Here is a 21,731-nt window from a genome sequence, read left to right on the forward strand (position 1 = left end):
AAGCAAAGCAGCACCTTAAAGTGCTGCAATAATTGCCCAAATACCATAAATTAAAATGCTTGGTAGTAATGCAAATAGCATTGCTTTGTTGTTGTTAAAGTTAGTCCATGACTTTAATCCAATATACGTCAGCGCAAGAGACCAAATTGAGAAAATATTGATACTCTCAAGTAAACCCGCAAATGCGTGGTTAGCGTCAAAGCCAAAAATAAGTTGGTTTAGTGAAGAGAATGTAAGTACTGTTGCAGGAATTTCACCGCTTGAGGCAGTTAACACCAATGCCATGGTACCAATTGCTGCAAAAATTGTTGGCAAGCTCGTAAAAGCGGTAAAACCAAACCAATCACCAAATGTCATATGGCACTCTGGGTCTTGCTTCCCAATTAAATAGTAGTACAAAGCAAAAATACAGAAGATAGTTGGAATGCCAATTAACACACCGACTGCAGAGAAAATCCACATCATTGGAAATTGCTGTGCGGTCATCGCTTCAGCTTGTTCAAGTTCCGCAGGATTGTAATCGCCACTTTGTTCCATCGTAGCAATTTGTTGTTCAACAAAATATGCTTGGTCAACAGAGTTAAAGTAAATAACTTGTGCCGAGATACCAAACACAAATAATAATACCATCGCAAGCCATGACCAGCCTTTTGCATCTTTTAGGCCGTTAAACGCCTTGGTAGGGGCTAAAAATGTATCGCCAATCGCGCTAATTGCATTTTCTGATTTCATAGTTTTACTCGTTTTTAGTTGTTTTGATATACAAACCATAACAACCTGAAACACTTTGAAAAACTAAAAGTGATAAACGGTAAAATACGATTTTAAGCGGTAAAATATGCCTGGCAACGTAAACGATGTCACGCCTTGAAAACAATTATTGCTTGAAAAAGCGACAAATTCACTGGAGCGTAACATGCCCTCTAATCGAAATGTGAGTGTCTTGGCTCATTTGAATCGCAAAATCCAAGTTCACATTTGTGGCTTTCAAAGTAACTTAGGTTTTCCTCAGCCCATTCATAATCCTGTATTGCAGGATCTTTTCGTCCTTCATCACGTGCTTTTTGATATGCCAAAACCGAAACTAATAGCTCCATAAACACCTCAGACATCAAAAAATAGGAATTTAGTACTAATTACGCTTTAAATAATAAATTGGATCATTAACCGTTAATTTTTCAAATACAGCGTAAAAGGCGCTAAATACTTGACTCGAGCATAAGACATAGTTAGCCTTTGCCGCTTTTTAAGGGCGCTATTATGAATAAATCCCAACTTATTGAACTCATCGCAAAAAACAACGACATGCCAAAAACGACCGCTAAACGTGTTGTGGAGAGTTTAGTTGCGACAATCACTCAATCATTATCAGAAGGTGACTTAGTACAATTACCAGGGTTTGGCAGTTTTTCATTGAGTTATCATCCAGAAAAGCAAGGGCGTAACCCACAAACTGGAGAAGAGATCACCATAGCCGGACAAAATAAAGTAGCGTTTAAAGCAGGCTCGAAACTAAAAAGCGCGATTAACGAATAGCCTTTAATAATTAGGCAGAACACCTAATCCCGAAGTGAATCGTAAACTGGTAGCACTTTAAGCGCCGCCAGTTTACTTAACAATCAACATACTAACAAAATATCACTTGCCAATCGGACGACGGTCTTTTATTTCTATTTCGCTCAGCTCGTTGCCTAAATGATCAAGCACTTGATTTATAAAACGGTGATTGATAAAAATATCGACCGAACTTTTTGCTGTGCGCAAAAACACATGCGTATTGGTAGCTTCAATTGCACGAATTTCATCAACCGACACTGTGACAGCAAGGCCTTTAATCAAACGTGCAATCGGCGTATCGCGTACAATCAGCTTGCTATCTTGATGCTCAATTAAATGCTCAACGCTATTTAGTCGTTTTGAATACGTAAGCCAAAGCATAAAAAGCCACATAAAAAAGCAAATTATGATCAATACAATCATTGAGGCGCCTCTTCAGACACTAATTTAAATCGCGTAAATAGCCAGCCTAACGCAACTAACGACAAACCTAAACCAATAAACGAAATCGCACGATACAACCCGTCTAAGTGGGCCATATCAAATAGGAAGGCTTTTAAAATAACCACAAGTAAAATTGCAAACCCCGCTTGGTAAACCACAGACCTAGCAATACGCTGCCCGAACAAAATAAATCCTGCCGCGATAATTAACCACACAACCGAATAACTGTAAATCTCAGCTTGACTCGTTGGTAACGAAAGATGTATGTGATCGGTTTGAAAATAGCTGCGCACAACACCGTTTATAAATAAAAAGCTAAATCCTGAAGCTATTGGCAACAACACTTTGTTTTTATTAAGTTTTAACTGCTTTGGCACAATATCAAAGTAATACACAAGACCAATTATCACCGCAGGCACAGCCCACATCACCATTAACCAATTAAACAAGAAGATATCACCAATCAAAATAGCTTCTAAGAACGGATTATACTGCGTATTCAAAGCTAAATGACACAAACCACTTGCCGCAGCCAGCGCACAGCCAGCGTACAAATATAAAGAGCGCGAACTGATTTTGAATCGCCACCAATAAACCACGGCTAGTATCAACCAGTTCATTGATAACACGCAAAGTTCTGCGAAGTTTAAGTTACTAAAATCAGGGTAATGACCAACTAAGAAATAACTGGTTTCGGTCGTTACAAATAACGCGATTAAATGCAGTAATGCGCCTTCATACCACTTTTTAAGTTCAGAATTGGAATGTAACCGATAAGCATAAAACACCATGGCAAACATCATGGGCAGTACCACTAAACTCCAGTGCACACCAAATACGAGCTCATTACTGTACTGCTGAGTCCAAGGAGCGAGCGTGATACGCATAAGCACTAGTGACAGAGCTATTTTACTCAGCCACAACGGCAACTCGACTTTAAAACGCTGTTGCCCATAAGCAATTAACACTAGTTGTGCACAAATAGCCAACGATAACGTACTAGCATTCAACCACATGGTAAATACTAACGCTAAAAAACTGTTCGCAGTAAGCCAAAACGTGATCGTTGCTAGCGCATGATGCGCTTTAGTTATTTGCCATAGCGCATAGCCTGCCATCACCATTAGGTATACCGTCCAAAGTGGGTATAAGGTTGTTTCAACTGTTTGCGGCGTTACTATGTACGACACGGCAAACACCAACAGCGGCGCAACGCCTAACAACAAACTAAAACTGGCACGCTTTATAAATAGTTTTTGCATTACCACGCTATACACAAAATACGCTACACCCACTAATTGCGCATATAAAAATACACTACTAAAAACTAGCATAGGGTCATCGAGCTGATGCGCGATAGGATAGCTTACTATCGCAAAACAACTGAAGATTAACGATACAAACGGCCAAGAATCAAATGCACTGTGCCTTAGTGGCAAATACATGCAAAGTGCACTTAATAACACACTTACAATCAACAAACTGCTACTAAAGCCGTGCAAACTATAAAACAGTACTAGCAGTAGTATGTTAAGCACTAAGGCTAATTGCTCTTTGCGTGGCATTAATAGTACTTTTATTGCTAGTGGCGTTACGTTTTTATTAGTTAAGCGCCAACCTAGCACACTGGATAATACATACAGGTAAAATGCAATTGCCATGGTCGCTACAATTATCCAAATATCGCTTTTATCTGCAATCGCAACACTAATCGTAAGCCATACAAAATGTCCGACAAAACTTTGCCACCACAGCCACTCTCGTTTGACTTTATTGGCAACCCAAATCGCCGCAATTGATACAAAGTTAACGTACATTAGTAAGGCAAACACATTGTTGCTGCCAGTATTAACCAAAGCTGGCACCGTATATGCGCCAATAATACCTATCACCGCAAGCAGTGGACCAAACCGTAATGCAAGCGCAGTAGCGATTAAAGAAATTGCTGCAAGTGCAGCAAAGGCAACAACAGGCGAGATAAAATGATAATAACTAAAGGTAGCAAGTACCAATGCAAACCCAGTAATAATGCCCCCGCTGGCAAGTGCAGCACTGGTGTTCGTAACATGATTGCTGGCACCGTGTTTGCGATACAAATATTCCGCCAATATCACTAATGCCAAAGCAAACACACCACCCAAAATTAGGCGTAACGTAATTGAAATAAGTCCTGATTCTATTGAGTACTTGGCGAGGAAAATACCACCGAGCGCTAAAATACCAGCACCAATCCAGAGCAAACCGTTGTTTGCTAAAAATTGCTCCAATCGCTGCGCTAAGCTTACAGTCTCTAAAGGCTTGGGCTTAGGTCTTGGTTTTTCGTTTGACGAGGTTTTTACCTGCTGTTGGTGAGTTGCCAGCGCTACGCTCACATTACCTGTGCTATCCACCTGTGGTGTTTGCGGTTGTGAATCATAGGCAGCGTGCGTGTCGTTTTCTGCGCTTTGTTCGACAACAGATTCTTGCGCTGACTCTTCAGATGTTACGCGTAGTGTATTCGTTTCGCTTAACTTTTTAACGAGCGATTTTAAATGTAATACCGCGAGCGTTAATTCCTTTATTTTTGCGTCGGCGCTGCGTAATTTAACAAAGCTGTACCAGGCAACGATTAACCCGCCCAACATAAACACAGCAAACACCAGCGCAAAAAGTCCTAATAGAGTTTCCATACTTTTTACGATAAATTAAAACAATCTTGCACTAATGTACCTTGAATGGCTGACGAAATGAATAACTATAAAAATAAAACCGTTTTAATAACAGGTGCTTCGAAAGGTGTAGGCGCTGAAACTGCAAAGCAATTTGCCAAACTTGGGGCTAACGTTGCATTGGTTGCTAGAAACAAAGCCCCCCTTGAAGCACTGGCAACTGAAATTAATCAATATGGTCATGCTGCGGTATTTCCCTGTGATATTGGCGAGATATCAAGCCTTGAAACCCTAGTAACGCAAGTGGTCGACACCTTTGGTGCAATCGATGTGCTCGTGAATAATGCAGGGCTACACCATCGCGGCGATTTTGAAAAACTAACGCCAGTTCAGGTTTCAAATATGGTGAATGTGAACTTAAATGCGCCGCTAACACTCACTCACCTATGTTTAGAACAGCTCAAACAATCAAATAATGGCGCGGTAATTATGATAGGGTCGTTAGCGGGACGCGCGCCATTGCAAGGTGCCGCGGTTTATTCAGCAACAAAAGCTGCACTAAGGGCATTTAGTTATGCGCTACACGATGAACTTAAGCCTCACCAGGTTAAAGTGGCGGTAGTGTCACCGGGTCCAATTGATACTGGTTTTATAATGGATGAGATTGATCACGTTGAAGACATTGTATATTCGCAGCCAATGAGCAGCGCATTAGAGGTTGCAAATGAGATTATCGCATTGTCGATAAACGACAGTGAAGAAAGCGCTATGCCATGGTTTAGCGGCAAGCTAACCACCCTCGCCTATCTATTTCCAAAATTGCGACGTGCCCTGCGCCCCTATCTTTATAAAAAGGGCGCAAAAGCGAAGTTAAAATATAAAAACCGACGCTAACTATCAAAAGGTGGATCGTCGCTGATTTGGTGTTTTATCGCTACTAACTCACAAAAGTGATCTGTTGCGATTTTTGCGAACTGCGGGTCAAACTTAATACCCGCATTTTGCTCAACATACTGACGAATTTGATCATCGCTCCACGGCGCTTTATAACTTCGTACACTGCCCAGAGCATCAATTACATCCGCAATTGCGACAATACGTGCTTCAAGTGGAATATCGTCACCTTTAAGCCCCTGCGGATAACCACTACCGTCATAATTTTCATGATGAAAACGCGCCATCGTTGCGCCTAGTTTTGCAATTGGCATACTTGATTTATCGAGCAGTTGGCCGCCCTTTTCAGCATGCGTTTTAATTAACTCAAACTCATCTTGCGTAAGCTCACCTTGCTTATGCAAAATGGCATCAGGAATGGTCGTTTTTCCAATATCGTGTAACGGCGCAGCAATGCGTATTGCATCACATAGCGAATCTGGTAACCCCGCTTTTATCGCAATAAACTCAGCCATTGCGGCAACGCGCTTAACATGACTGCCTGTTTCTTTGCTACGTGCTTCTATTGCATCACCCACAATATAAAGTAACTCTTTTTGTGTAGTTTGTGTTTGATGTTGGCGTACTAAACTTTCAAGCATCAACGCAATATTATTTATAAATAGTTCCGCGATGCTGGCTTTAAAGTCACTGGGTTGATGATCAAATTCAATATACAGCACTGCTTTCGAATCGCTAGATGTGCTGATACATGCCACATAATAGTCGTCTGAAAAGTGACTGTGGCTACTGCTCAGCGCTTCTTCCACAATAGCATTAACGTTTTTAGGGAATGGTTGATTAGCTTTTTTAAGTTCGTTAAAGCGACCAGAACTTGCGAGCAGTATTTTATGAGATTGATTAAAGATATCATTTTCATGGCGCATTATGTAAATTGCCGAACTTTCCACTTCCATTAACGATAGAAAGTTATCAAGGGCCGCACATGCAAAATCGTTTATATTCTGAATTTTAAGTAAGTCACCAGACACTTCTATTAAATTGCGAAATGACTTCAGGGATTTTTCAACTGTGTTTAAGTCGCGAAATCCGCGTAGCGCCCCATACGTGCAGCTTACCAACTTAGTCGCTGTTAACTCGGTTTTTGTTCGATAATCATTTATATCGTACTTTTCAATCACTTCTTGCTCGGGTGCATAACCCGCTTGCCCTGTACGAATTAATAACCTTACTAAGTGATTGTTAAGTGTATTTCTGATCCAGTTAACCAGCTCCAATCCTGCATGGGTAGACTCCATCACGACATCAATAAATACACATGCCCAATTAGTATCGGACATCAATAGTGTTTTAGCTTGCTCAGATGAAAACGCACTTGTGCAACTAATTGTACGCCCCAATATTTCTTTGCCTTCAAGCACTAATTTGGTTACATCATGAATATTTTTATCATCATCCACGATCAAAATATGCCATTTAAGTGTTTTAGACTTTTGTGTTTTCTCTGGCTGCTCGCCCTGACTAAACAGGTAATTATCCATAAGGTAATGTAATTTATTTGACTAAACTGTTGCATGACTACCGCTGATTATTTAAGTTGAACCAGCCCGATAAATACGCAGTACGACAACGTTAAAACGTTAAGGTGAAAGTGTAATTTTAATCTAATCCCACACTTTAAAAAAGGTTATTCACATTTAATCACATATGAATGATTCATATTTGCCTACACCGTTATAAAGTGAAATTACAGAGACAATAAGTGACATACGGCATTACGCATGAACTTTATCTAAGCAATTGATAATAAATAATTTTTATAAAACACCAAATCCATACTAAAACCCTCATTATTGAAATAACGCTTAAATAAGTTCGATTAAAAGCGTATTCATTTTAGGGCGACACGTTACGTTTGTAAGAATTTGGAAAAGCGTTAAAACATGCACATCAAATTATTAACGCACTGTTTTAATACTATTTATTATTTCAACATTTTGCTAACGTGATGACAGTTTTAAGAAAAAGGTATTTCACAATGAAACAATTATTGATCCTTATTTGTTTTATCGCATTCAGTGCCGTAGCTAACGACAAAGCCTATGAACAAAGTGCAAATAACTGGCTTGAACTGATTGATAGTGGCGATTATCAGGCTTCGTGGCAAGACACCAGTGATCGCTTTAAAAATCAAGTCAGTGAAGCACAGTGGCAACTTGCCCTAGAGCAAGTACGCACCCCATTAGGTAAAGTCGTAAAGCGAAGCCCGCTTGATAGTACTCGTCACACTAGCCTGCCAGGTATGCCAGATGGCACATACCAAGTAATGCAATTTAGCACACAGTATGAAAATAAGCGCGAAAGTATCGAAACCTTGTCTATGACATTGATTGATGGAAAATGGCAAGCAATCGGTTATTTTATTAAATAAGTCACTAACAGACTGCATTTCCTCGTCACTCTTAGCTAACACATTCAATGGATAGCAAACTATGTTGCTATCCAACTTTAAAAAAGTTCACTTCATCCACCATGCGCTTGGTTTCTTCATTTAGCGCGGCTGCAGAGCTGGCAATCTGTTCTACCATTGCGGCATTTTGTTGCGTACTTTCTTCAATATTTGTAACAGCAAATTTTATTTCATTAAAGCTTGCTGTTTGTCGTTTATTTGCTTCGGCAATTTCTTCCATTTTCTCGTTAGCATTAGTAATCGAGTGTGCGATACCGACAAGTGCTTCACTTGATTGATCAACATGCAAGTTACCATGTGATACCTGCTCAACACTCGATGTAATCAACGATTTTATTTCGTTCGCGGATTGTGCGCTACGTTGTGCAAGGCTTCTTACTTCGCTTGCCACCACACTAAAACCGCGACCGTGCTCCCCCGCTCGTGCAGCTTCTACCGCCGCGTTCAGTGCAAGCAAATTAGTTTGGAACGCAATTTCATCGATAACTCCAATAATATTTTTAATACGGTCGCTCGACGCACTCACTTGTTGCATCGTTTCTTTTGCCTCAAGCGCAATAACCTGCCCGTTTTGCGCACTAGTTTGCATCGTTAGCATTAGTTGCTCGGTATCCAGTAAGTTAGATTGCGCGACTTTTGCTGATTCATGCACTCGCTGCACGCTCACACTCGTTTGTTCTACCGCGCTTGCCTGGGATTCAGTTCGGCGTCTCAAATCTTCATTTGCATGCGCAATTTCATGCACACTATTCGACACAGACTGCGCTAGGTTTAGTAAATTTGATAACAGCGAGTTCAACTTACCAACTGAGGTGTTTGCGTTATCTTTCAAACGTTTAAATTGACCATCATAGTGAGTCGTAACACTGGCTCTTAGATCTCCCGCAACCAAGCTTTCAAATAGGTGGTCTAAATCGTTGAGTACTCGGCTAACAACAACAATAATCTCATTTACACCATCACTTAGTTGTAAAAAGCAACCTTGTTTATTGGCGCTATCAATGCGTTTATCTAAGTTGCCTAACTGTAACGCGCTGATAACATCTTGAACTTCGACCTCTATAACTTGGCTTAGCTGTTCAAGTGATTTATTTATATTCATTTTTAGGGTGTTGAATTCACCGCTATAGTTGCCATTTACATGTATGCTTAGATTGCCGTTCGCCAGCGCATTAGCAACCGAGTTGAGCTCACTGATAACATTTTGATTAAGCGCTACTAAGTTATTTAACGAATTACTTAGCGACAAGAAAAAACCTGATTTGTCTTCAGTATTTATACGTTTCGTCAATTCGCCCGATAAACAACTTTGCACTATTTCTGTAATTTCATTCTCGATGATGTGATTAAGCGTAGAAATGGTTTTATTAGCGTTAAGTTGTAAGCGTGCGTACGCACCTTCATATTCCCCGTCTATTGTTACTGCCAAGTAACCTTGTGCTAAATTGTCAAAAACTTTGTCGACTTCATCTATCACATTGCGGTTAATCTGTTGTAATTTGTTAATGCTTTGCGTAAGGGTTAAAAAGCCGCCTTGTTTATTTTTCTCATTAATAGATACATCTAACTCGCCTGACGTCGCACAATCCACCAGCTGTTGAATATCTTTTTCAATAATTTGCTGTAACGTATCGCGACAATCGATAGCCGAATCCAGTAAAACCGCAAATTCCCCTTGTAGTTGGTTAGTATACTGATTGCTTAAATTGCCACACGCTAAATCATTAACAACGGTTGATATTGCACTAAATGAGCGATTACAGGTTTGAACCGTGCTGTTTACATCATCTTTTAGTTGCCCAAGCTGTCCTTGTAAATTCCTACTAATGGTATTTGAAAAGTCACCCTTTTTTACCGCCGACATCACCTTTCGTATTTCCCCAACGCCTATGCCTACCTGATTGCCTGCTGTTTCAATTTGCGATACTACCTTTGCCAAGTCACCATTGTACTTTCCGCTGTAGTTAATTTGGTTGTATTGGCCATTCGCTAACGCATTACTCATATTGCCTATTTCACTAAACGCATTGCCTAAGTTTTCAAGTAATGCGTTGATACTTTTAGCGGTTTGACCTATTTCATCGTGTTGATTAACTGCAATTCGTAAACTGTAATCGTTGTCTCGTTGTATTTGCTGAATCGTTAGTTGAATGATGTTCAACGCCTTTTTAAATGAATGCGCAATTACAAAACCAATAATTAAACTGACCAGTAAAAATGCAAGCGCTGTATATAACGCATTTTGTAATGCCTGCTCTGTGCTATTTAAATTTTGTTTTGCAGTATTAGTTATTTCAGTTGCCAAGGCCTTAATAAGCCCATTAACCAATTTTATTTCGTCCGTTGCACTGGCAAACCAGGTTTTTGCATCAACATGTGGCAAGATAACGGCGGTAGCGAGTCGCTTACTAATGGCGCTTTTTTGATTACCTGTAATGTCTCGATCAGCGCTTAATCGGCTCACATCATTTAGAAGCGCCGAAAATACATGCGCGGGTAAATACGGCTTCATATTCAATACAATCGCACTCACCTCATCAATTGACTGCGTACTCAAAGCGTCTTGACTGAGTAACAGCAGTAATGATTTTTTATCGTTCCTAAGTTCAACGTTATTAGTAAATGTAGCGGTCATTGCCTTTACGTTTACCACTTGTGGGTCAGTTTTTAGCGCCTCAAAACGCTTCAAATAATCGTTATTGGCATAATGGGTAAACTGCTTTTCACGCTTTCGTATTTCGGCTAAAAAGCGATTTACGGCTTCTGCACGCTGTGGCGTGTAATCACCTTTTGCAAATACCCCGTTTAAGGCGCCGCGCACTTGACCCAAATGCTCTTTTAACCAAATTAACTGAATTGACGATTTAAATTTAGCTGACAACTCTGGCTCAGTAATATAAACCGATAGCTTTTCAGTCAAGGTAATGGCATCTGCGTTAATTGCAGAATAAAAGTGAAAAAAGCCAGAGTCAGGTACTAGTGCATCCACTTTTTCTCTTATGTTCATGCGTTCAGAAAGCGTCTTTTGTAATTGCTGTATAACGTCGAGTGAATGTTTGTTCAGTGAAAGTGACTGTATCTTATCGATTTTCAATAAGAGTGCGTCAGCTGCGCTATCGGCATTTTTACGTTGCAATTGCAATGCTTGTTTACCTTGAGTGCCACCAGAACCTAAGTACCCGGCACTCAACCCGCGCTCTACCGCAAAGTTATGTGCTAAATTATTAAGTAATTGTGTTAACTCAATAACCTCGTTTATATGAGTTTGAGCTGTCACTTGTACTTCGCTGTTTTTATTTAATTGGTAAATTAAAAATCCACTAAGCACACTGGGAATAAGCAAAATAAGAAGGAGCTTAAGAACAATCGGTAGGTTTTTTAGCATTGTGTGCATCCCTAAGTTTGGCAAGCAAAGCAGTTAAATGATACGACTCCTCTTTCACAATAGTTTAATTTCAGCAAAACAATATTTATTTATACAAATTAGGGTCTGTTGACCTTTCAAGTTCGTTTTTGCAGCTGTTTGATTGGCTTTTATACAAGGCAGAGGCTGCGTGGCATAGTTATTCTATGTGAGTTAGCCGATAACACAGTAGAAAAGCCAATCAAGCGCTGCCTAAGGGTTCTATTGAACCTACATTTCTCATTTTTACTTAAATGGATTTAGGTAAGGGGCGAAGGCACGACGCGGAAGGTTTGCTCGGTATTCACTTAGATTACTGAGCCACACATCTAGCGCCGCGATAAAAGCACGCTCTAAAAGAACAAAAATAGGACAGCAAAGTTCAACAGACCCTAATTATCTACTCGTAACGGATTACCAAGGCAAACAAAAAAGCGCGTAAAACGCGCTTTTAGATAAATTACTGTCGTAATTAACGACCATTAAATTTAGAAACAACCATGTGCACCGTTAATTTTTTTTACGGCGACGATTACTGCGTTGACCTAAAATACGCTTTTTATCTCGCTGTTTGCGAGATTTTGTTGTGTTTTTTCTATCGTCTTTTGGCTCTCGGGTTAAATCCGGCTCAAATCCCGTTAACCATTGTGGGGTTAAACGTTCATCCAGTAATACTTCAATTTCTTCCAACAACCAATTTTCGTCTAGGCTCACCAGTGAAATTGCAGTTCCTGCTTTACCTGCACGCCCAGTTCTCCCAATGCGGTGTACGTAATCCTCAGCGATATACGGCAACTCAGCATTAATCACATAATCCAAACTCGGAATATCGATGCCACGCGCCGCAACGTCGGTTGCCACTAAAACACGTAACTCGCCGGCTCGAAACTGCTCTAGCGCTTTATTTCGTGCGCCTTGAGATTTGTCGCCATGAATAGCCGTGGTTGGTAAACCGTCTTTATTGAGTTCTTTCGCAAGTTCATCGGCATAATTTTTGGTACGCGTAAACACCAACACTTGATGCCAGTTGTTTTTTCCTATGGTGTAAGCGATTAACTCGCGCTTTCGTTCTTCGTCTACCGCATAAAATAATTGCTCAACTTTGGTCGCTGCGGTGTTAGGAGCATCTACCCCTACACGTTTTGGCTCATTTAGCCATTGCGATACATTATTGAGTACTTGCTCATCAACCGTTGCCGAGAATAGCAAGGTTTGTCGTGTTAGTGGCACATGACGCATTATGCGCTTAATTTCACCCATAAACCCCATATCCAGCATACGATCTGCTTCATCGAACACTAAATACGCTAAATCTGACAACGAAAGTGTGCCTTTAATCAAATGATCGAGTAAACGGCCGGGCGTTGCTACAACAATTTGCGCGCCTTGTTTAAGTTGTTTTTCTTGTGGTCCAATATTTGCGCCACCGTACAAACACGCAACGTTCAATCCGCAGTTTTCACTGTACTGAGTACTCGCCTTTGCAACTTGTTGCGCAAGCTCTCGTGTTGGCACTAAGATTAAGGCACTTACCGTATTCGATATCGGCTGACGTGATAACAGCTTATCGATAATGGGTAACATAAACGCTGCCGTTTTACCGGTTCCTGTTTGCGCGTGCGCAATGATATCGTGGCCGGCCATAATCTCTGGAATAGCCAATGATTGAATAGGCGTGGCCGTATGGTAATCCAATCGCGTTAAGGTCTCGGACAAGTGAGAATTTAGGTTAAATGCTGAAAATGACATGAGGTTACAAGTGAAAAGCACATGCGAAAAATTATACCATTAATCGTTGTGAAAAAAGCTAACTCACTGGCCTATTTGCCTAAAATCTAACAAAAAAACTAACATACACATATCACCTGAAATTTAAGCCACTGATTTTCAATAACTTTCGTTTTGGCTTAATTGTTGCCATAGTTAATAAAAACACCAAACGAGAATTCCTATGATAAAAAATAAATTTCTATGGTGCGTTACTGTGTTAGTAGCATTGTTACAAGCTGCTGTTTTGTGCTGGCATTACTTTAATCCTAAGATTGTATTTATTGGTGTATTGGATGCGCCTTACCTACTTGATGTGCCATCTTGGTTTTCACTGATTATCATGCCTATTTTTTCATTGTGCTGTTTGCTTTTAATGCGAAAACGCCTTCAAAGTACGACTGTGAATCGTGGTAAAGCAACCACCTACGCACTAATCGGATTTGTATTTTCATTTAACTATGGTGCAACCCTTGCGGGCAGTTACTATTGGGCAATGGAGTTATACACTGTAATGTTAATTATTGGCATCGCTGTGATTGCGTGTATCGTAAAATCATATCGTGCGGAATGTGTTTTTGGTTTTGCCTTGAGCCTTAGTTTTGTAATTGGCGCAGTTCAAGCCTTGGTATTAGCATTAGTGACTGCCACAGTGTGCTGGCTGCTTTACAAATGCCGCAAACTGCCATTACACTTCGCCCGAGATAATTCATTTACATAATCATAAAAATATTAATGAGTTCTAGGTATAAATTAACGATCTGCGCTCTGATTTCGCTGCTCGCAGGTTGTGCATCAAACAAGATCACAACAATAAATAACCTTAACGCAGACGGAGCAAGCCTAAAGCAAGGGCGCTATATCAATCGCTACCCCGGTAATAAAACATACCCCTATAGCTGTGATGAAAATTGCTACCCTCCTACTGACGATATTCACTGCGAAAGTGATATGGAGCACTGCCAATACAGAGGTAAAAACCCAAAACTAACAACACACTCAGGCTATCAAATTCACTGGCTTGGTCATGCAAGCTTTGAAATTAAAACGCCATCCGGCAAGCGATTTTTATTTGATCCGGTATTTGATGAATTTGATTGGCCTGTAAATTGGGCGTTTCAGATGGCGAATGGCTTTGAGCGTCAATCACCCAAAAGCAAAGTGCAAAACCTAAGCGATGTCGACGCAGTGTTATATTCCCACTTACATTATGATCATTTTAATAAGCACGATATTGCGTTAATTGGCAACAAACCAAAATATTTGGTGCCGCTAAATTTTGCCAAGCACTTTGACCGCAACCACTACACCATTCACGAAATGGATTGGTTTACAACGCATCTCGTTGCACAAACCAAAGTCCACTTTGTGCCTGCTCATCATTTTAATAGTCGAATTTGGGTGCCCTTTTTATACAATGACGATAATCAGGCACTGTGGGGCGGTTGGGTATTAGAAGAAAACGGCAAAACTTTATTTTTTGCCGGCGACACAGGTTATTCAGATCATTTTAAAGATATTCAACGTCAATATGGAGATATCGACGTGTGCTTACTACCAATCGCATCTTACTTTCACCAAGAGCACGAAACTTGGTATCGCTATGTACACACACGACCAGAAGACGCTATTGTGGCGGCAAACGATCTTAACTGCAAAGTAACCATTCCTTGGGGTTATGGCAATGCTAGTTGGCAAATGGGCGATCACAGTTCTCACTCCGCACTTTTTAGGCTGTTACACAACTTGAAAATCATTGAATCAGACAGTCAGTTTTATATTATGAACGAAGGCGAAAGGCTGTCCTTGTAACACGAACTGCTGTAATAAAGTGTGTTAGTTTTTCGGTTTATTTAAGGCTATAAATACCAAAAAAAGAAGATGCCTTTAGCTGCCATGTTGGTATTTTTACTATTATTTTTTAGTTTTTCAGCAAATGCCCAAATTACAGTAAACCAAGATCCAATTGCATTAACGCAATTTGATACGCATTATTATATTGATGAATCTCGTACACATAGTATCGCTGATATTCAAAATGCGCCGTTTTCCAGTGCAACCAACCGACTTACCCTAGGTACAAATGCAAAAACAACTTGGGTTCGATTTGCTTTGCACAACTCCTCGGCTGTAAAAAAACAACTGTTTTTGCATGTGCCAGAGGCTTACCACACCGAGCAGTTAACCCTTTATCTAATTAGTGACAGCAACACACAAATACGCCATTCGATTGACCTAGAAAACAATCAAGCTCATGAAATGTTATATGGTGGAACCGCAGTGTTTCCTTTAATACTTTCGCCTAACGAACGGTATCAGGTTTACTTAAAAAGTGATGTATTTTCACACCAATGGTTTACGCTTGCCATATACGATGAAACACAATCTAAACATGCCCTTGTAAGCGAAAATTATGATATTGCCATCATGGTCGGCATGCTGTTGGCGCTGATGTTTTACAACGTCATATTGTTTTTATCATCACGTAAAAAAGAAAATATTTTCTATGCGCTGTATTTAGTCTCGGGTACAACGTGGATTGCCCTTTCCTATGGTTTTTTAGCAACCTTATTTGGCATTTACGGCAAATCCATGATGCATCTACACCTTTCGCTACTTACCATGCCAAGCTTTCTGATCCTATTTATGATCAGTATTTTTGAAACCAAACGCCTATACCCGACTGAGCACAAAGCACTTATGTTTGTTTTACTGTTACTGGTATCTGATTTAGTGTTTGGCGTATTTGATATTATTGCAGCGTTAAAACCAGCAAGCACATTAGCCGCAATAATGATTGTGGTGACGTTAAGTGTCAGTCTCTCTATTTTAAAAAAAGGGAATCCGTTGGCAAAATACTTCTTATTTGGTCACGGTTTGTTTTTCACTTTTAACCTATTAGCCATCGGCTATTATAAAGGCCTATTACCAAATACTTATGTGACAAGTCACGGTGTCGGCATTGGCATTATGCTCGAATCATTTATGTTAGCGTTTATTATTTCGTACCGTATTCGTGTGTTAGAGCGCATAGAAAAGCAACAGGCAGCGCTGCAAGTGCAAGCAAATACCGACCCGCTAACGCAACTTTATAATCGACGTTACTTTGACCAAGCTACCGAAGCGGTATTAACTGATGATACGCGAACCCGTCCTGTTTGTATTGCCATTGCTGATATTGATTTTTTTAAGAAGTTTAACGACAAATACGGACACCAAGTAGGTGATGAAGTACTTGTGGTTTTTGCCGATATATTGCAAAAATTCACGCCAGATAATGCCATCGTCGCGCGACTTGGCGGTGAAGAATTTATCATTGCCCTGCCTAATCACAGCGAAAGCCAAGCATTTGCCTTAATTGATAAAGTACGCAAGCAAATCGAAAGCACCATCATTAGCTCGCATACACATGATGCCTTATCAATAACGGCAAGCTTTGGTGTGTGTGAAATTGAGTCATTACTGAAACCAGCCATTATTAATGCTGACAAAGCACTTTACCGTGCAAAAGAAAATGGGCGAAATCAGGTAATGCCTTTTAGTACGCTGAGCGAACCTAGATTATCGTTACAAACACAATAACTTAAGCAATAAAAACATATTTATTTACAAAACAGCGCGTTGTTAAACGTGTTCTATTTGCTATCTTGACGTATTTTCGTTAAAAACAAGCTAAGTTTTGCAGTTTTTAACGCAAAATAGAAATATTTAACGCTAAGGGAAATCTTAATGAAAAAATCAATTCTTGCAGTTGCACTTGCAACTGCGTTTCTTGGTGGTTGTGGTGACCAACAAGCTGATACCGCTAAAGTAGAAAAAGAACAACAAGCGAAAGCACCTGTAGCCTCAAAAACAGCAACACAAACTAAAGCTGAACTTGGCAGCTTTGGGGTTGATCTGACTGCTCGTAATTTAGATGTGAAACCAGGTGACGACTTCTTTATGTACGCAAGTGGCACATGGTACGACAACTATGTAATGCCAGCGGATAAAACGCGCTTTGGTGCGTTTACTGCGCTAGCTGAACGCAGTGAAAAACAAGTTAAAGAAATCATCGACGATATCACAAGCCGTAAAGACCTAAATGCAGAAGAGCAAATGATTGCTGATTTCTACAATGCGTATATGGATGTTGAAACAATCAACAAAAAAGGCATTACGCCAATCCAAGGTTTACTTGATGAAATTGGTTCAGTTAAAAACACGGATGACTTAACGCGTATCTTTGGTAATGCGTGGCTAACAAGTGTGTCATCACCGATTGGCGGTGGCATGTGGTTTAACCGTTTAGACCCGAATCAATATGAAATGTCGATGGGCGCTGGCGGTTTAGGTTTACCAGATCGTTCATATTACCTTGAAGACAGTGAGCGTTTTGCTAAGACACGTGACGCATACGTTGCGCACATTGCAAGTGCACTTAAGTTTGCTGGCGTTGACAACACAGAAGAGCGCGCAAAAGCAATTTTAGCGCTTGAAACTAAAATTGCCGAAGGCCATTGGCCACGTGAAAAGCGTCGTAATCGCGATTTAACATTAAACCAAATTAAGCGTACCGACCTTGCAAAAGAATACCCTGGTTTTAACTGGGATCTGTATTTTGAACAAACAGGTTATAAAGTACCGCAGCTAAATATGGCTCAGCCAGAACCAATCAAAGCCATGATTTCACTGATTAACGGTGAAGACATTAACGTTTGGAAAGATTACCTAACGTTTCATGCGATCCGTGGTAATGCAAGCCTACTTTCTGAAGAAATCTATGCAAATAATTTCGAATTCTTCGGTAAAGAATTAAGTGGTCAACAAGAGCCGCGTCCACGCTGGAAGCGTGCAATTGGTGCAATGTCAGGCACTGAATCAATGGGCTTTGCAATTGGTAAAGTATACGTAAAGCGTTACTTCCCTGAGTCATCAAAAGCACAAATGGCTGAGCTTGTAGAAAACCTTCGCACTGCACTTGGTGAGCGTATCGATGGTTTAGACTGGATGGGCGCCGAAACTAAGGTAAACGCAAAAGCGAAACTTGCAGCATTTAACCCTAAAATTGGTTACCCAGATGTATGGCAAGAGTTCGACGGCCTGAAAATCGCAAAAGATGATTTAATGGGTAATGTGCGTAACACGCGTCAATTCTTCCGTGCAGAAAGTGCAGCAAAAGAGCTAGAAAAAACAGATCGTAATCGTTGGGGCATGACACCACAGCGCGTAAATGCATACTACAACAGCTCGTTTAATGAGATTGTATTCCCAGCTGCTATCTTACAGCCGCCATTCTTTGATCCAAACGCTGACGCGGCCGTTAACTATGGTGCGATTGGTGCGGTAATTGGTCACGAAATGGGTCACGGTTTTGATGATCAGGGTTCGAAATCTGACGCTAACGGTATTCAACGTAACTGGTGGACTGATTCAGACCGTGCTGCTTTTGAAGCAAAAGCAGACAAATTAGCTGAACAATACAGCAAGTACGAACCAATTCCTGATAACTTTGTAAACGGTCGTAACAGCTTAGGTGAAAACATCGGTGATGTGGGCGGCCTTGCAATGGCTTATCACGCGTATAAATTAAGCCTTAACGGTAAAGAAGCCGAAGTGATTGATGGCTTAACAGGCGATCAGCGTTTCTTCTTAGCGTGGGCACAAGTGTGGAAAGAAAAACGCACTGAGCAAAGCATGCTAAACCAATTGCGCGCGGGTACTCACGCACCAGGTCGTTTCCGTGCACTTGCGCCACGTAACCATGATGCTTGGTACAAAGCGTTTGATGTAAAAGAAGGTGATGCACTTTACCTTAAACCAGAAGAGCGTGTTCGCATCTGGTAATCAAAATAGTACGTTTAAAAGCCCGGCTTAAGCTGGGCTTTTTTGTTAACACCACATGTTAATTTAACAAATGGCTGGATACTTTCATTTTACTTTATTCTAAACCGCCTTTATCACCTTTATTTTTGTATATGACGCAATCACTTAGCATTAAGCGTTCGTCAACTTAGCGTGGCACTCATAAATCACACATTCTTTTGATCTATTTCCGCTATTTGTCAATATTTTAGCCACTTAGACCTCTGTACTATGCAACTTGTTAAATATTTGTGTTAATGTTCGCGCGCTTTTTAACAAACGCTGCAATTTTAATACAAGGCTTCACTCATGAATAACAAGCTGTTTTTGTGTCTACTGTTATTCAGCTTTATGCTGTTTACTCCGACTTCAATGGCCGCCTCCACGGTCGGCTCTCCTCTTGATTTAACTGCGAGCACGCTGGGCTACATCTGTATCGCAATTTTCGTTTTAGCATACGCATTTGTGATGCTTGAAGAAAAATTACATATGCGTAAGTCCAAGCCAGTACTGGTTGCCGCAGGTTTGATTTGGATTTTAATTGGTAGTTATTACGTAAATAATGACTTGCCAGGGATCACAGAAGCTGCGTTTAGACACAACTTGCTAGAATTTGCCGAGTTGATGTTGTTCCTATTAGTTGCCATGACCTACATTAATGCACTTGAAGAGCGTAGAGTATTTGATGCATTGCGCGCGTGGATGATCCGTAAAGGCTTTAGTTATCCTGTGCTTTTTTGGTTAACTGGTTGGTTATCATTCTTTATCTCGCCAATTGCAGACAACTTAACCACCGCACTACTCATGTGTGCTGTGGTAATGAAAGTGGCTGAAGGCGACAAGAAGTTTATTAATTTGTGCTGTATTAACATTGTTATTGCAGCTAATGCGGGTGGCGCATTTAGTCCATTTGGCGATATTACAACACTTATGGTGTGGCAAGCAGGCAAAGTCGAATTCCTTGAATTCTTTGCGTTATTCTTACCGTCAGTAGTTAATTACCTTGTACCAGCTGCGATTATGAGCTTCTTTGTTGAGCGTAAACAGCCAGCTGCAGCGCAAGTAGATGTTGAACTAAAGCGCGGCGCCATCCGCATCTTATGCCTATTTTTACTTACCGTAACCACAGCTGTATTGTGTCATAGCCTACTTCACTTACCACCAGTACTTGGCATGATGATGGGTCTAGGTTATTTACAATTCTTTGGTTATTTCCTGCGTATGACATTACCAGGCTCTCTTGCACGTAAAAAAGCGCTTGCTGAAAGTAAAGGCGATGAAAGACGCTTAAAATCATTGGGTAGCGTAGTACCGTTTGATGTATTTGCTAAAGTATCACGCGCAGAGTGGGACACCTTATTATTCTTCTACGGCATCGTGGTGTGTGTTGGCGGTCTTGGTTTCTTGGGCTATTTAACATTAATGTCTGAAGCGCTATACGGCGGTATGTCAGCAACGACGGCAAACGTATTACTGGGGATGATTTCTGCGGTTATCGATAACATTCCAGTCATGTTTGCAGTACTTGCCATGTCGCCTGAATTATCACACGGTCAGTGGTTATTAATTACGCTTACAGCAGGCGTGGGCGGTAGCTTGTTATCAATTGGTTCTGCGGCGGGTGTGGCATTAATGGGTCAGGCGCGTGGTTACTATACCTTCTTTGGTCATTTAAAATGGGCACCGGTGATTGCGCTTGGTTATGCCGCAAGTATTTTGGTGCATTTATGGGTTAACTCTGAGTTATTTACCATTTATACCTAACACACATTAAGGGAAGCATATGCTTCCCTTTTTTACTAGCACGCTAATTTTTCAGTAAATACACTTTCTAAAAACTGCAGTAATATTTTTATTTTTGGTAAGTTTATACGGTTTCTAGGATAAATCGCGTACATATCTGACGGCGTCAATTGCCAATTTGGTAATACCTTAACCAAACGCCCAGAGTTTACATCATCTTGACACATATAATTGGGTAAGGCGGTTATACCTAGCCCGTCAATACACGCTTGCTTAATCACACTAAAGTCATCAACAACCAGTTTGGGCGAAAAGCTAACTTCCTGTGTCTGACGTTTATTTAATAGCGTAATGCCTGACACGCTAATACTGCTGCTCATCACGAGCCAATTTAATGTGTCTAGAGATTTAATCTCGGGTTTAGTTGCTAACGCGTTTAAGTATTTTGGACTTGCGTACAACCCTCGGGTCGCGCAGCCTAACTTTTTAGCTATTAAGTTCGAATCCTCAAGCTTGCCAATGCGCACTAACATATCAAATCCACCTTCAACTAAGTCGACACGTTGATTAGTTAAATTAAGTTGCAATGAAAGCTCGGGATATTGAGATAAAAACTCAGTGATCTTGGGCTTTAAAATCTCTTGACCAATCGACACAGATGCACCGATTTTTATTTCACCCGAAACTGTATTTCGTGCCTTATCAATCACCGCATTGGCTAGTGCTGCTTCTTCATAAATACGTTTGCAGTGCGCTATGTAGTGCTTGCCCGCTTCTGTTAATTTTTGCGAACGCGTGGTTCTTTCAAGTAAGGTAATACCTAAGGTTGACTCTAGTTTTGCTATTTTTCGACTGACGTTAGCTTTTGGCATTGCTAACCTTTGTGCTGCAGCGGTAAAGCTACCACTTTCTACCACAGCAAGAAACACCATCATGTCATTTAAGTTATGCATTGATTTTT

General features: G+C 40.6%; 16 protein-coding genes. 8 read left to right on the top strand and 8 right to left on the bottom strand.

Features of this window, described 5'->3' with window-relative positions; translation table 11 throughout:
- Window positions 1–15: 15 nt before the first annotated feature.
- Window positions 16–732: a YIP1 family protein gene (locus tag PSPO_RS18630; protein ID WP_010559024.1), complete on the bottom strand. Its 717-nt coding sequence runs from the start codon at window positions 730–732 to the stop codon at window positions 16–18.
- A gap of 191 nt (window positions 733–923) precedes the next feature.
- On the bottom strand, window positions 924–1,097 hold the full coding sequence (locus tag PSPO_RS21720; RefSeq protein ID WP_158523467.1) for a hypothetical protein: 174 nt from the start codon (window positions 1,095–1,097) through the stop codon (window positions 924–926).
- Window positions 1,098–1,260: 163 nt separating this feature from the next.
- Between PSPO_RS21720 and PSPO_RS18640 the strand changes: the two genes are divergently transcribed.
- Window positions 1,261–1,536: an HU family DNA-binding protein gene (locus PSPO_RS18640; RefSeq protein ID WP_010559023.1), complete on the top strand. Its 276-nt coding sequence runs from the start codon at window positions 1,261–1,263 to the stop codon at window positions 1,534–1,536.
- 102 nt (window positions 1,537–1,638) lie between these two features.
- Here the strand turns inward: PSPO_RS18640 and PSPO_RS18645 are convergent, their stop codons facing one another.
- Together PSPO_RS18645 and PSPO_RS18650 are read right to left on the bottom strand one after the other, a co-directional pair.
- Complete coding sequence (locus PSPO_RS18645) at window positions 1,639–1,980, bottom strand: hypothetical protein (protein WP_010559022.1); 342 nt, start codon at window positions 1,978–1,980, stop codon at window positions 1,639–1,641.
- Entirely contained in the window at window positions 1,977–4,670 is a 2,694-nt protein-coding gene (locus PSPO_RS18650) for a DUF2339 domain-containing protein (RefSeq protein WP_010559021.1), read from the bottom strand. The genes PSPO_RS18645 and PSPO_RS18650 overlap by 4 nt, the downstream gene beginning before the upstream one ends.
- 57 nt (window positions 4,671–4,727) lie before the next feature.
- Between PSPO_RS18650 and PSPO_RS18655 the strand changes: the two genes are divergently transcribed.
- Window positions 4,728–5,543, top strand: a complete 816-nt coding sequence (locus PSPO_RS18655; RefSeq protein ID WP_040642660.1) for an SDR family NAD(P)-dependent oxidoreductase — start codon at window positions 4,728–4,730, stop codon at window positions 5,541–5,543.
- Here PSPO_RS18655 and PSPO_RS18660 read toward each other — a convergent pair.
- Complete coding sequence (locus PSPO_RS18660; protein ID WP_010559019.1) at window positions 5,540–7,084, bottom strand: HD domain-containing response regulator; 1,545 nt, start codon at window positions 7,082–7,084, stop codon at window positions 5,540–5,542. The genes PSPO_RS18655 and PSPO_RS18660 overlap by 4 nt on opposite strands.
- Window positions 7,085–7,581: 497 nt before the next feature.
- Between PSPO_RS18660 and PSPO_RS18665 the strand changes: the two genes are divergently transcribed.
- Entirely contained in the window at window positions 7,582–7,974 is a 393-nt protein-coding gene (locus PSPO_RS18665) for a DUF4019 domain-containing protein (protein ID WP_010559018.1), read from the top strand.
- Window positions 7,975–8,041: 67 nt separating this feature from the next.
- Here the strand turns inward: PSPO_RS18665 and PSPO_RS18670 are convergent, their stop codons facing one another.
- Window positions 8,042–11,398, bottom strand: coding sequence for a methyl-accepting chemotaxis protein (locus PSPO_RS18670; protein ID WP_010559017.1), 3,357 nt, complete (start codon window positions 11,396–11,398; stop codon window positions 8,042–8,044).
- Between the two features lie 528 nt (window positions 11,399–11,926).
- A complete protein-coding gene (locus PSPO_RS18675; protein WP_040642576.1) occupies window positions 11,927–13,165 on the bottom strand; it encodes a DEAD/DEAH box helicase in 1,239 nt (412 codons plus the stop codon).
- Window positions 13,166–13,367: 202 nt separating this feature from the next.
- On the opposite strand from PSPO_RS18675, the gene PSPO_RS18680 reads away from it, so the two are divergent.
- From PSPO_RS18680 to nhaD, 5 genes are all read left to right on the top strand, one after another.
- Window positions 13,368–13,904 (top strand): hypothetical protein, encoded by a 537-nt coding sequence (locus tag PSPO_RS18680; RefSeq protein ID WP_010559015.1) that lies wholly within the window; start codon window positions 13,368–13,370, stop codon window positions 13,902–13,904.
- Window positions 13,905–13,918: 14 nt separating this feature from the next.
- On the top strand, window positions 13,919–14,995 hold the full coding sequence (locus tag PSPO_RS18685) for an MBL fold metallo-hydrolase (RefSeq protein WP_010559014.1): 1,077 nt from the start codon (window positions 13,919–13,921) through the stop codon (window positions 14,993–14,995).
- A 69-nt stretch (window positions 14,996–15,064) separates the two neighbouring features.
- On the top strand, window positions 15,065–16,765 hold the full coding sequence (locus PSPO_RS18690) for a sensor domain-containing diguanylate cyclase (protein ID WP_010559013.1): 1,701 nt from the start codon (window positions 15,065–15,067) through the stop codon (window positions 16,763–16,765).
- A gap of 147 nt (window positions 16,766–16,912) precedes the next feature.
- Entirely contained in the window at window positions 16,913–19,009 is a 2,097-nt protein-coding gene (locus PSPO_RS18695) for a M13 family metallopeptidase (RefSeq protein ID WP_010559012.1), read from the top strand.
- Window positions 19,010–19,378: 369 nt separating this feature from the next.
- On the top strand, window positions 19,379–20,791 hold the full coding sequence (gene nhaD, locus PSPO_RS18700; protein ID WP_040642663.1) for a sodium:proton antiporter NhaD: 1,413 nt from the start codon (window positions 19,379–19,381) through the stop codon (window positions 20,789–20,791).
- 35 nt (window positions 20,792–20,826) lie between these two features.
- Here the strand turns inward: nhaD and PSPO_RS18705 are convergent, their stop codons facing one another.
- Window positions 20,827–21,723: a LysR family transcriptional regulator gene (locus PSPO_RS18705; protein ID WP_010559010.1), complete on the bottom strand. Its 897-nt coding sequence runs from the start codon at window positions 21,721–21,723 to the stop codon at window positions 20,827–20,829.
- Between the last annotated feature and the right edge of the window lie 8 nt (window positions 21,724–21,731).

Source organism: Pseudoalteromonas spongiae UST010723-006, from assembly GCF_000238255.3.
Classification (GTDB): domain Bacteria; phylum Pseudomonadota; class Gammaproteobacteria; order Enterobacterales; family Alteromonadaceae; genus Pseudoalteromonas; species Pseudoalteromonas spongiae.